This is a genomic window from Waterburya agarophytonicola KI4 (assembly GCF_020640915.1).
GTDB classification, from domain to species: domain Bacteria; phylum Cyanobacteriota; class Cyanobacteriia; order Cyanobacteriales; family Xenococcaceae; genus Waterburya; species Waterburya agarophytonicola.
In genome coordinates this window covers 11,958-24,261 of record NZ_JADWDC010000030.1, presented here as the reverse complement: position 1 = coordinate 24,261, position 12,304 = coordinate 11,958, and the positions used below count along the sequence as shown (strand labels likewise).

Sequence of the window (12,304 nt, the reverse complement as noted above, 5' to 3'; positions counted from 1 at the left end):
ACTGGTAGCTTGGAGCAAATTTTATAGTTGATTACTTGGTTTATTTTGGCTCAATAAATTTATCTTTGATAATTTCAATTAATCTATCTAAAGCTAAACCTGGAATACTTTTTTCTGATGATAAAGCAATTCCCACTGGTAATTCTAATTTCAATCCTTTTATCTGTCTGAGTACTGTGTTAGACGGAACGGGATCGGCAACAGCAGTAGGTACGATCCCGATCCCAAGACTGGCTTGCACCATGTTTTGTAATACTTTCAAGCTGGTGATTTCTAACCCAGAATCGGAATTGACCCCGCGAGAAGATATTTCTCGCTCAAAAACTTGACGGTAGGGACAATTTGCTTCGGTCAACAAAAGTCTTTCTGCTGCTAAATCTTTTACTTGAATTTCTTTTTTATGGCTCAATAAATTGGCTTCAGGGATTAGTAAAGCCATCGGATCTAAAAATAGTCTATCGAAATGCAATCCTAATTTTGCAGACGGAGGAGAACATAGGGCTAAATCTAATTTTCCTTCTGCAACTCTTTGACTGATGACATCAGTAACTCCAGTTTCTAAAGTTAATTTTATTTTGGGATATTCGCGACAAAAATCAATTAACAAACTCGGTAATTTTAAGCTGGCTACGGGTTCAATCGAGCCAATTCGCAAGTGTCCTGTTTTTCCGCCAACTAGTTCGACCATTTCTTGATGCAGCATTTCAGCACGATGCAACAGAATATTGACATGGCTTTCTAAAGCTTTCCCTGCATTTGTTAGCTGTATCTTTTTTCCTTGGCGAATAAAAACTTTGACGCCTAATTCTGCTTCTAATTGTTGAACGTGCAGGGTAATAGTCGACTGGGCGTATTGGAGTTGTTCGGCTGCTTGAAGAAAACTACCTGTTTTAAGGATTGTTTGAAAGGTTTTTAAATGACGAAATTCCATAACTATAACTTACTATCAGTAAAACTGAATTTAAAACTCATTAAGACTATATTTACAAATATAAAGTTCAATTTTATGCTAGTTGATAAGTTTGAAAGTTTGCGTGAGATCTAGAATTTATGATGAATAAAGTTATTTCTGTTAATTGGAAAGAGCGATCGATGCAAGGAATTTTTCCAGGTATTAGTGCCTGTGAATTATGGCAAGGAAAGACTGGTTCAAAAGCCGCAATTGTGGAGATTAAACCTGGAGGTAAATGGCAAGGATTTGATATTCATGAAACTAGTTCGGAAGAGATTTTTGTAGTTGAAGGAATTTTTAATGATGGAGAGAAAGATTATCCTGCGGGAACTTTTATTCATAATCCCATCGGCTCAAAACATATTCCTCAATCTAGTACGGGGTGCTTATTATTTGTTTTCTATCCTGTATAAAGCTAATGTACTCCTAAGAAACGAATTAGTCTAACGACGATCGCTTTTGCCCAACATCAACAATTTATATTAATCATCAAAGTTAACCATTAACCATTAGTAAAAATTAGGGTGTTAGACTATAACTTACGTCAATGAAAATCGTTATAACTTCATATAATAAGTAAGTGGGTGCAATTAATTTATAAAATATTAATGAGCTAAAATAATGCCTTCATATAATACTCTAATAGATTCACTTCGTAGTTTACTGGGAATATTAGAATTAGAGTCAAAATCCTCACTTTATCAAGATACTATTGCTATTTGTGATTATCTAGAACGCCCTGTTTATCGTATTGCAGTTTTTGCTCCTTTTAATCATGGAAAATCTACTTTATTAAATGCTTTGCTAGGAAGTAAGACATTGCCCATCGATTTAATTCCTACAACTGGTGCGGCTATCTGTATCAGTTATGGAGAAGAACTATCTACAGAAATAGCTTTAAAAGATGGTACGAAAATTGAGCAAAAAGGTATTAAAATTCTCAAGCAATATGCCATCTTGGATAGCGATCGCAGAATGAAAAATGAAGTTACAGAAATCAAGGTTTTTTGCTCTCATTCTTGGCTAAAAACAGGAATCGAATTTCTCGATCTTCCTGGTACTAACGATCGCGAAGCACAAAATGATTTGGTACGGGATAAATTACTCAGTGCCGATTTAGTCATTCATGTTTTAGATGCGCGCAAGTTAATGACTTTGGAGGAAAGAGAACATTTAAAAGATTGGTTGCAAGATAGAGGTATTACTACTGTTATTTTTGTGGTTAATTTCCTTAATTTGTTAACCATCCAAGAACAACAAGATGTTGAAAACCGTCTTTACTTTGTAGCAGAAAGTTTCCGTTCTACTTTACCTCAGGGAATTAGTAATATTTATTGTGTCGATGCTTTACCCGCACTAAGAGCAAGATTAAAAGGCGATCGCGCAAATGCTAAGACGACAGGTATTACTACTTTAGAATCTGCCTTACAAAATTTAGTTAATCTAGATCGAGCAGGAAAAAATAAGCTACAGCGCGCTATCAAAATTACTCAAAAATTATTAGAACAGGCTGCATTTAAACAACAAGAAATTGAAACTAAAATAGCAGCACAAACAGAAAAAATAACTAAGCAAATTCAAGTAAGGCAAAAAGCAGAAAAATTAATTCAACAAAGTTTTGATCGCAGTATTGCAGATTTTCAAGGATGGCTTTATTTGCCCAAATTACTAGCTAACTATCAAGCTTCCCTCGCGATCGCTTTACAACAAACTAGATTCGATTCCTGGCTAGAATTAGAGTTTCAACCCGATGTCTTAAAACAACAGCAGACAATTAATAAATGGGTAGAGCAAGGATCGGATTTTTTTCAATATAATAATCCTCAACTACTAAAAATTGACTTTCCTCATTCCCCCATTATTCAACTTCCTGAATATACATCAAAGGAGGAAGAAGATCTTGTTAGTATCAATCAATCTTATATTCCTCAAGAATTAAATTTCCTACTCCAAAGAAAAACAGGTGCGGTAGTATTAGGTGGTGCCAATTATCTGATTAATAAAATTCTTACCAAATCTCCAGCACCGAATAATAATTCAATTCCTCAAACTCCTAAAATATCTTCTCAAATTTATATAGATGCAGCCGAACTATATCTCCAAAAGTTTAGCGATCGCATTAACAATATTTTAAATGAATATGAAAAGCTAGCTCGTGAATATATTACCTATATGCCACCAGCTAGGGATCGAATAACCATAACCGAAAATCATCAATTACAGTTATTAAACAATATCGTCAATAGTTTAAGTGTAGAAATAAGCCAATTGAATTAATTCAATATGTCGGAAATAGTCTTTTCAATCGATCTTTCTACCCCTCGTTGGAAACCATCCATTAATACTCTTTCTAAACTAGAAGGTTCGCGTTTTTTCTTAGGAGACTTACTTTCAGGTTGATTGGCAACCACTTTTTGCTTGCCAACAAAAGAAAATCCCATATCAGTAGCACTATGATCTTCACTAATAACATCGTTTTTCTTGCTTCCCGTATAAAAACCTTTTCCCTCTAATAATGTTATCGTTACTTTTCCGCCTTCTTCCGCCTCCAGCATTCCTGCATGAACAGCACTGCTGCATATACCCGAGTTTACTGTATAAACTTTAGTCCCCCAGATAGGTGCGTGGATCGAGTCTTCTGATAAAGCCTGACAATCAAATTCATATTTTTTACCAACATTATCCTCCTTGTCCAAACCCATGCTGCTTATTCTGCTACTCCAGCCAATTTCAGGTACAGATTTATTTGATTTATTGGACTTTTCGGCATGGACTGGTTCAATAGAAATTGCACTAATAGCAATAGCTAATCCTAGAGTGGCTAATTTAAAATTATGTTTGACTTGTATAACTTTCATAAATATGATCTAATTATTTTAAAATTTACTTTATTGTTTTGAAGAACTATATCTTTATATTAATTACTGATAGATTGATATTAGTTTTATAAATATAATGTGTTGCTCTCTCTCTTTGTTTATTGTTTCTTTATATTCTTATAGTGAACAAAATACATCCAAATGCCTGTGACTTTCAACATCGTTTGATGTGATTTAAAACTGTAACCACCCGATCTATTTCTTTGCCGATCTCTCTACTAGAAAGATCAGAGTTGTTGACGATAATGCTAAATATTACTGGGGTATAATTTGGGACATACAAATACCCAGACAAAGTTCCTACTCCCGTTAAAGTACCTGTTTTAGCCCAAAGATGACCTTCGATAGTAGTATTCTTAAACCGATTTCTTAAAGTTCCATTTATTCCTGCTATGGCTAAAGACTGTCGGTAAATGTTACTAGTTGGAGAAGGAAGCCGAGAGACTAAAGCTAGTGTTTTTACTAAGGCATGGGGAGTGACTAAATTCTGTCTTGATAATCCAGAACTATCCACTAAAATATATTCTTCTTCATTAATACCCAATCGATCTAAGCTCTGGTTAATCGCCTCGATCGCATTATTAGTATTGAGTTTTTTAGCTAATATTTTAGCCATAACTTCTGCATACAAATTATTACTTTCTCGGTTTATTTCGGTAATAATTTCGGCTATTGACGGAGAAGATAGAGTTAATAACTCGGTTTCCAATTCATTCCCGCTGGTTTCTTTAACTACTATTCCTTTGGCAACAGAAATACCTGATCGCTCTAAATGCAAACGCAAAGATTCCAAAAAATAATTAGCAGGATCGACTATTGCCAGATCCCAAATATCGGGAGCTTCATTAATCCCTAACTCGCCCCTAATATATAAAATAGGTTTGCCCAAATCTCCATCAATCTCTATACCATAAGGAATATCAATTTCTCCTGTTATTCCTTGATTAACTACCTGCCATTGCCTACCTGCAAGGCGATCGCTCCAATTAAATTTAACGGACTTTCCTAACTCCTGGGGTAATAATGTCAAGGTGACAGTATTTTGATTGAGAATCGTACTATTTACCGCCGTAGCAAAGTAACTATGAACATCTAGCCATTCCCAAGTTGGGTTAATTGCTGGCGAGTCAAAATAACTATCGTCAACGATCAACTTTTCGATCCGTTTGACTCCGAGAGCTTGCAACTGATGTACTATTTGTTTTAAACTTTTATTAGATAGGCTGGGATCGCCTCGACCTTGTAAGCGCAACGAAGTCAGGTTGGGAAGATCCCCCACCGCCAACAGAGGCGTAACAATACGATAATCTGCACCCAAAGTCGATAATACTGCTGCGGTAGTTAAAAGCTTGGCACTAGAAGCAGGAGTAAAAAACTTATTGCCATTCAAGCTGTAGATAGTTTCTCCATCTTCGGTTTCAATTTCAATACCCCAGCGCGATCGCTCTAATTCGGGACGATTAATAATTTCGTCAATAGCTGCGGGTATATCTGCCGTACAAATACGAGAACGATCATTAATATTTGGAACTACTCGTAGTTCACTGATATCTTGTGCTAAAACATTCTTATTATTCAGCACTGGCATCGTAATCAATAAACCAAGCAAACCAAAAGACTTTAAGCGATCGCAGACGAATTTCATGGCTCGGTAATTTTTTATTATTAGCATCAAATCTAACCGATTAAAACCAAAAGTAAGCAACAACTAAGCACTAACAACTAATAGATAAAAGGTCTATTATTGTATCCTAGTTAAATTTCGTTAATCATCATATTGATATGCCATATCCATCTATAGAAAGTCATAATCATCCATCAGTAATAGATCCCCCACAACTAGACTTATCCATAGTTGTTCCAATATATAACGAAGCGGAAAGCGTTGAGACATTAGTTAGTGCGATCGCAGATTCTGTCCAAGAAACTCACTTAAATTACGAGATCATTTGTATCGATGATGGTTCAAAAGATGGCTCCACTAAAGTATTAACCAATCTTGCTAGAAGACGCACCGATCTCAAAGCCGTAATATTACGCCGTAATTATGGACAAACCGCTGCCATGGCAGCGGGATTTGAATTAGCAGCGGGAAAAGTAATTATTACTTTAGATGGGGATTTACAAAACGATCCCGCCGACATCCCAATGTTACTCGCCAAACTAGAAGAAGGATACGACTTAGTCAGTGGCTGGCGCAAAAATAGACAAGATGCAGCACTAACCAGATTACTCCCTTCCAAAATTGCCAATATCATCATTGCCAAAGTCACAGGGGTAGTATTACACGATTACGGCTGTTCCCTCAAAGCCTATCGTGCAGAATTAATTGCCGACATGAATCTCTATGGCGAATTACACCGCTTCCTGCCAGCTTTAGCTTACATTGAAGGGGCAAGAATTGCGGAAGTACCCGTACGCCATCACGCCAGAAGATTTGGTCAAAGCAAATATGGTTTGGGCAGAACAATTAGAGTTGTGATGGACTTAATGACGGTTTTCTTCATGAAAAAGTTTTTAACTCGTCCCATGCACGTCTTTGGTTTGGGTGGAGTAATCTCCTTAACTGCGGGAGTTGGAATGGGGATTTATTTAACTATAGTCAAACTATTCTTCGAGCAGAATATCGGCGATCGCCCTCTACTCATTCTAGCAGTATTATTAATCTTGACTGGGGTACAGCTATTTTGTTTTGGTTTAGTAACCGAACTTTTGATGCGTACCTATCACGAATCTCAAAGAAGACCAATTTACCGTGTTAGAAATGTTTTTGGGAAACAATAAATCAATCGGTAGTAAAATTACTTAAGTATGAAATATTTAAAAAATCCCAGCTTGGTGATGGATACTAAATAATAACTTTATACAAGAGACTTTTTTAATAAAGATTAAGTAAAAACCATAAAAAAACATCGCTTTATAAGTAATTATTCTGATATTGTTTGAGAGTCTTAACTTAATAACAATTAGGTATGTTTGCGTGTATTTATTGAATAATTATTATAATAATTTTATGGAAAATACTCAAAAAAAAGTACTCATTGTAGATGATGATTTAGCATTGCAACATTTAATAAATCGGTTTCTTAGTTACAATAATTACATCACAGAAATCGCTCCCAACTGTGCGATCGCCAGACAAAAGTTTCAAAGTTTTCAGCCCGATTTAGTATTTCTTGATATCAACCTTCCCGATGATACGGGATTGAGACTTTGCGAAGAAATGAGCAAAACCAATGTCATGATCGTCATGTTGAGTTCCATGACAGATAGTTCCTATATTTTAGAAGCGTTTGCTAGAGGCGCGGATGACTATATTGCTAAACCATTCGACCTACAAATATTAAAAGCTCGGGTTGAAGCATTATTTAGAAGAGGTGCTAATAAAATCACTTCTCCTACTATTAATAATTCTATTGTTCTAGATAATCTTAAAATCAACTTTTATCGTCGCGAAGTTATTCTCAACAACAGCAGTATTCTTTTAACTGCACTAGAATTTGACTTGTTATATTTTCTGGCAAATAATCCCAATCGAGTCTGGGATCGAGCCGAATTAATATCAGCAATTTGGAACAAAGATGACTACGATGGAGACGATCGCAAAGTAGATATTCATATTGGTCGCATCCGCAAAAAAATTGGCGATGCCAATAGCGAATTTATCAAAACTGTTTGGGGTAGAGGCTATATGTTTGAGTTATCCAGTTGCAATAAAGTAAAATTGGCAGACTAATACCTAAGAGTCTACACAAGCCATAATGTTAAGAGCAGGAATCGTCGGACTACCCAATGTGGGTAAATCTACCATGTTTAATGCCTTAGTTGCCAACGCTAAGGCGGATGCAGCTAACTTTCCTTTTTGCACCATCGAACCCAATGTTGGAGTAGTATCTGTCCCCGATAATCGCCTGGAAGTACTTTCAAGACTATCTAACTCGCAAAAAATTGTTCCCACGAGAATCGAGTTTGTTGATATTGCAGGTTTAGTTAAAGGTGCAAGTAAAGGAGAAGGATTGGGCAATAAATTTCTCGCCAATATCCGCGAAGTTGATGCCATCGTTCATATGGTACGTTGTTTTGATGATGATGATATCATTCACGTGGCTGGATCTGTCGAGCCAGTACGAGATATTGAAATCATCAATCTAGAGCTAATCTTAGCGGATTTAGATCAAGTAGACCGACGTATTGCCAAACAGCGCAAACAAGCAAAAAACGATAAAAATGCCCAAGCAGAAGTAGAATTACTCAATAAGATTAGAACAGTTCTCGATGACGGTCAATCTGTTCGCAGTATGGGTTTATCCGAAGACGAGCAATTAATTATTAAGTCTTTAGGATTACTTAGTAACAAACCAATTATCTATGCCACCAATGTCTCGGAAGACGACTTGGCAACTGGCAACGAATGGGTGGAAGAAGTCCGTAAATTTGCCCAAGACGAAGATGCCAAAGTAGTAATAGTGTCTGCTCAAGTAGAGTCCGAACTAATCGAGCTATCGGAAGAGGAAACCAAAGACTTTCTCGAAGCATTAGGCGTAGAAGAAGGAGGCTTAAAATCCCTAATTAGAGCAACTTATGACCTTTTGGGTTTGCGTACCTATCTCACTACAGGAGAAACCGAAACTCGCGCCTGGACGATTACAGCAGGAATGAAAGCACCCCAAGCAGCAGCAGTAATTCATACAGATTTTGAAAAGAAATTCATTAAAGCCGAAACCATTAGCTATGAAGATCTAGTAGAGACTCGCTCGAAAGGCGCAGCCAGAGAAAAAGGTTTGCTACGTTTAGAAGGAAAAGATTATGTCGTTCAAGAAGGAGATGTAATCGAATTTCGTATTGGCGGATAATTCATATTGTCATTGACCATTGACCATCGATCATTAGACTTCTTGCATAAGTACTTAGTTATTTCTGTAAGAGGTCTAAGTCTAATAGGAATCAATAAATATAAGCCTCAATAAAACACTGTTTTAATTCGATTAATTGCTGGGGGCGCATTATTTCCCTAAGACTTTAGTATTTCCGATAAAGTTGCGATCGCTTGTTGGTATTCTCCTTGTTCTAAGGAAAAACGAGCCGATTCCCAAAGTTATGATAAATTAGCCACGAAAAAAATTTATTGGATCGTTATTAACTAGAGTCAAGAATCTAGATTGCAACATACAAATTCTTCTCAAACACTGCTGGTAGTGTAATCAACACCAAATTGTCAAATCAACAATTGGACGAACCTTGGTATTATCATCTTTAAGTGATAAAAACCCAGGTTCATCTTCTTCTAATACAATGTTTAATTGGTTTCGCCGTAACGAAAAAACACAAGAAAAGCAATCAGAAGTAACTCCCGCTGAAACTAAACCCGAAGTAAGTACAGAGTCTACAGGGGAATCTTCAGAGGAAATAGCCGAACCTGATTATCTTGCTTTTGCCAAGGCTGCTTATCAAAATATTCAGCAACGGAAAGGGGAAGCCCAAGCCAAAACAGAAGTGGAAACAGCCGAGTCGGATACTGAAGAAATAGACGAAACTGAGGATGTTACTGAAACTCAAGAATCTGAAGAGATTATTGCACCAGAAGAAGCCGAAGAAACGGAAACAATAGAACAAGAAGTCCAAGTAGAAGAAACCGCAACTACAGCAAATGTTCCCGCTTGGATGCAAAAGTCTCAGGGATTAGAAAAGCTTAAAGAAACAGCGATCGCAACTCCCGAAGAAAAAGCTATTGAAGAAGTAGAATTAGACGAAGATTTTGTTTGGTCTTCTAAAGTATTAGCAGATAGTGGTAGATCTGCCGAAGATGTCTCCGAGGAAGAAATTAGCTGGCTGACTAAACTACGTCAGGGCTTGGGTAAAACTCGCATTGGTTTGGTCAATCAATTAAAATCTATTGTCGGAAAAGGTCCTCTCAACGACGACGCGGTAATGGAAATTGAAAGTCTATTACTCCAAGCAGATGTGGGAATTGAAGCCACTGACTATATTATTGAGACTCTACAGACAAAACTCAAAGCAGAAGCCTTGCCACCAGACGGGGCGATCGCCTATCTTAAAACTATTCTCCAAGATATCCTCGATAAACCTTTAGCAGGAAAAGAAGATAAAGCATTTGTTCCCGAACAAGGAGAGTTTAATATTTGGCTCTTAACAGGAGTAAATGGGGCGGGAAAAACCACTACAATTGGCAAGTTGGCTAATCTCGGTCAAAAATCTGGCTATACCTGTATGATTGCTGCTGCCGATACTTTTCGTGCTGCTGCGGTACAACAAGTTAAAGTGTGGGGCGAGCGTACTAATACCCCCGTAATCGCTAACCCAGGCAAAAATACCGATCCTGCTGCGGTAGTATATGATGCGATCGCTGCTGCTCAAGCTAAAAATACTGAATTATTATTAGTAGATACCGCAGGAAGACTGCAAAACAAACAAAATTTAATGGCAGAGTTAGCTAAGATACGTCGAATTATAGACAAAAAAGCTGCGGATGCCAAAGTAGAATCTTTGTTAGTATTAGATGCAACCTTAGGACAAAATGGCTTACGTCAAGCCCAAGTATTTTCTGAGGCTGCCAATCTGAGTGGAGTGGTATTGACAAAATTGGATGGTAGTGCTAAGGGTGGTGTGGCTTTGGCAGTAACTCAACAGCTAAATTTGCCAATTCGTTTTATTGGTGCGGGGGAAGGAATTGAGGATTTACGACCTTTTTCCAGTTACGAATTTGTCGAAGCTTTACTCAATGGTTAAATAAAATACATATAATAATCATCTTCTTTGATCAATTTTTATGAGTTTTATTTTATCTCCTTGGCGTATTAGCTATTTCGAGTTATCATAAATCAACCAAATATTCAGATGAATAAAATATAAGTACTGTTTTGATTGATTTATCCTTAGGTAATTGTCGATTCTAGCAGTCTAGAAATCATTTTAATACTATTTGATCGAGTATTTTATTATCGCTGTACTTTGATTTTATCTTTGACCGATGAATTGAAAAACTAATGTCTAAATTTGTAGAGGCCATGACTGTCGTACCTTCTCATAGCCATCCCTCTCAAGAAAATAATAGTGTTGGTCAACCCTCAAAGGGAGATACTAATCCTATTGTGGCACTAAAAGAATTAGTGGCTAACCTGCAAAGAGAACAAAATAAAGTTCAAGATTTATTAAGCTCGTTGGGCTTTGCCCTGCGTAGTTTTAGTAACTTGAATCAGTTTTTAGAATTAACTCCCCTAATGGCAGCTAGAGTAACCGATTCGATTGGTGGAGCTTTAGTTTTATATAAGGGAAACAAAGTACATTTAGAGCAAATTCATTGTCAAGATAATAAAGTAGGCTTAGAAGTTCGACAGCTTTTTGAACGAGTAAAATATCAAATTAATCAATCTGCGGTTAATCGAGACAAAACAGTTAATGTATCTGCCCAACTATCAGAAATTCTCGACAAACAGATTAGTCAAGAATTAGAGTCGACAATTCAGTTTTTTGGGACTCCAATTCTGGTTAAAAATATCGAGCAAGGTCGTCTTTATGTATTTAGTATTGATACGGAATATATCTGGACGCCAACTAGAAGAAAACTGACTCAACTAGTTGCAGATCAAACAGCAGTTGCGATCGCCAATCACGAACTAACAGTAGAATTACGCTCTAAAGAAAGACAAGACAGAGAATTAGAAATCGCTTCAGAAATTCAGTTACGTCTTTTACCTAGTAAATGTCCTGAAATTAAAGGTCTGGCGATCGCAGCTAAATGCGAAACTGCCAACCGCGTCGGTGGAGATTACTATGACTTTATTCCAACTAATTACGATCGCCTCGAACAAGGTAAACCAGAATTAGCCTCCGATGTACCCTGGAGTATCGTGATAGGAGATGTGATGGGCAAAGGTGTCCCCGCAGGATTGATTATGACTATGACAAGGGGAATGCTGCGAGCAGAAGTACTGAATCGTCATTCTCCTGCCAAAATTATGCGCCATCTCAATCGGGTGATGTATGCCGATCTAGAAAACTCTCACCGCTTCGTGAGTATGTTTTATTCTGAATACAATCCCCAAAAACAAACTCTTTCTTTTACTAATGCTGCTCATAATCCTCCCCTACTATGGCGCAGTGCAACCAATACTCTAGAAAAATTAGACAGTTGGGGAATGTTGATTGGTTTAGATATGGAATCAGAGTATGAAGACGCTACGGTACAGCTTTCTCCTGGGGATACAATTATTTATTACACGGACGGTTTTACCGATGCAGCCAATGAAGAAGGCGATCGCTTTGATGAAGAAAACCTCTGTCTCTGCTTTAAATGGGCTTGTCAGCATCTGGAAACCCCAGAAGAAATACTCGACCATGTTTTTTATCAAGTTAAGCAGTTTAGCGGTACAAACAACAAATGTGGCGATGACATGACTTCTATTGTGATGCAGATAAAACCAGTTGAATAACTGGTTTATTCAGACTTATATAT

General features: G+C 37.1%; 10 protein-coding genes. 7 read left to right on the top strand and 3 right to left on the bottom strand.

What is annotated here, in order from left to right; genetic code table 11:
• Positions 1-40: 40 nt before the first annotated feature.
• Positions 41-931: a LysR family transcriptional regulator gene (locus tag I4641_RS12855; protein WP_229640933.1), complete on the bottom strand. Its 891-nt coding sequence runs from the start codon at positions 929-931 to the stop codon at positions 41-43.
• 119 nt (positions 932-1,050) lie between these two features.
• Between I4641_RS12855 and I4641_RS12850 the strand changes: the two genes are divergently transcribed.
• Positions 1,051-1,365: a cupin domain-containing protein gene (locus tag I4641_RS12850; RefSeq protein WP_229640932.1), complete on the top strand. Its 315-nt coding sequence runs from the start codon at positions 1,051-1,053 to the stop codon at positions 1,363-1,365.
• Between the two features lie 208 nt (positions 1,366-1,573).
• Positions 1,574-3,229 carry a dynamin family protein gene (locus tag I4641_RS12845; protein ID WP_229640931.1) on the top strand — a complete coding sequence of 552 codons (1,656 nt, stop codon included), beginning with the start codon at positions 1,574-1,576 and terminating at the stop codon, positions 3,227-3,229.
• Here the strand turns inward: I4641_RS12845 and I4641_RS12840 are convergent.
• Complete coding sequence (locus I4641_RS12840; RefSeq protein WP_229640930.1) at positions 3,226-3,810, bottom strand: LCCL domain-containing protein; 585 nt, start codon at positions 3,808-3,810, stop codon at positions 3,226-3,228. The genes I4641_RS12845 and I4641_RS12840 overlap by 4 nt on opposite strands.
• 175 nt (positions 3,811-3,985) lie before the next feature.
• Positions 3,986-5,476: a D-alanyl-D-alanine carboxypeptidase/D-alanyl-D-alanine endopeptidase gene (gene dacB, locus I4641_RS12835; protein ID WP_229640929.1), complete on the bottom strand. Its 1,491-nt coding sequence runs from the start codon at positions 5,474-5,476 to the stop codon at positions 3,986-3,988.
• A gap of 137 nt (positions 5,477-5,613) precedes the next feature.
• On the opposite strand from dacB, the gene I4641_RS12830 reads away from it, so the two are divergent.
• From I4641_RS12830 to I4641_RS12810, 5 genes are all read left to right on the top strand, one after another.
• Positions 5,614-6,615 carry a glycosyltransferase family 2 protein gene (locus I4641_RS12830; RefSeq protein WP_229640928.1) on the top strand — a complete coding sequence of 334 codons (1,002 nt, stop codon included), beginning with the start codon at positions 5,614-5,616 and terminating at the stop codon, positions 6,613-6,615.
• Between the two features lie 229 nt (positions 6,616-6,844).
• Positions 6,845-7,567 (top strand): response regulator transcription factor, encoded by a 723-nt coding sequence (locus I4641_RS12825; protein ID WP_229640927.1) that lies wholly within the window; start codon positions 6,845-6,847, stop codon positions 7,565-7,567.
• Between the two features lie 25 nt (positions 7,568-7,592).
• Entirely contained in the window at positions 7,593-8,684 is a 1,092-nt protein-coding gene (gene ychF / locus I4641_RS12820; RefSeq protein ID WP_263858223.1) for a redox-regulated ATPase YchF, read from the top strand.
• 439 nt (positions 8,685-9,123) lie between these two features.
• Positions 9,124-10,578, top strand: coding sequence for a signal recognition particle-docking protein FtsY (gene ftsY, locus I4641_RS12815; RefSeq protein ID WP_229640926.1), 1,455 nt, complete (start codon positions 9,124-9,126; stop codon positions 10,576-10,578).
• A 257-nt stretch (positions 10,579-10,835) separates the two neighbouring features.
• Positions 10,836-12,281 (top strand): GAF domain-containing SpoIIE family protein phosphatase, encoded by a 1,446-nt coding sequence (locus tag I4641_RS12810; protein ID WP_229640925.1) that lies wholly within the window; start codon positions 10,836-10,838, stop codon positions 12,279-12,281.
• The last annotated feature ends 23 nt before the right edge of the window (positions 12,282-12,304 follow it).

What these genes read in the sequence shown, in the direction of transcription:
- I4641_RS12855 (WP_229640933.1), bottom strand. Translation starts at nt 931, where the DNA reads ATGGAATTTCGTCATTTAAAAACCTTTCAAACAATCCTTAAAACAGGT.
- I4641_RS12850 (WP_229640932.1), top strand. Translation starts at nt 1,051, where the DNA reads ATGATGAATAAAGTTATTTCTGTTAATTGGAAAGAGCGATCGATGCAA.
- I4641_RS12845 (WP_229640931.1), top strand. Translation starts at nt 1,574, where the DNA reads ATGCCTTCATATAATACTCTAATAGATTCACTTCGTAGTTTACTGGGA.
- I4641_RS12840 (WP_229640930.1), bottom strand. Translation starts at nt 3,810, where the DNA reads ATGAAAGTTATACAAGTCAAACATAATTTTAAATTAGCCACTCTAGGA.
- dacB (WP_229640929.1), bottom strand. Translation starts at nt 5,476, where the DNA reads ATGAAATTCGTCTGCGATCGCTTAAAGTCTTTTGGTTTGCTTGGTTTA.
- I4641_RS12830 (WP_229640928.1), top strand. Translation starts at nt 5,614, where the DNA reads ATGCCATATCCATCTATAGAAAGTCATAATCATCCATCAGTAATAGAT.
- I4641_RS12825 (WP_229640927.1), top strand. Translation starts at nt 6,845, where the DNA reads ATGGAAAATACTCAAAAAAAAGTACTCATTGTAGATGATGATTTAGCA.
- ychF (WP_263858223.1), top strand. Translation starts at nt 7,593, where the DNA reads ATGTTAAGAGCAGGAATCGTCGGACTACCCAATGTGGGTAAATCTACC.
- ftsY (WP_229640926.1), top strand. Translation starts at nt 9,124, where the DNA reads ATGTTTAATTGGTTTCGCCGTAACGAAAAAACACAAGAAAAGCAATCA.
- I4641_RS12810 (WP_229640925.1), top strand. Translation starts at nt 10,836, where the DNA reads ATGTCTAAATTTGTAGAGGCCATGACTGTCGTACCTTCTCATAGCCAT.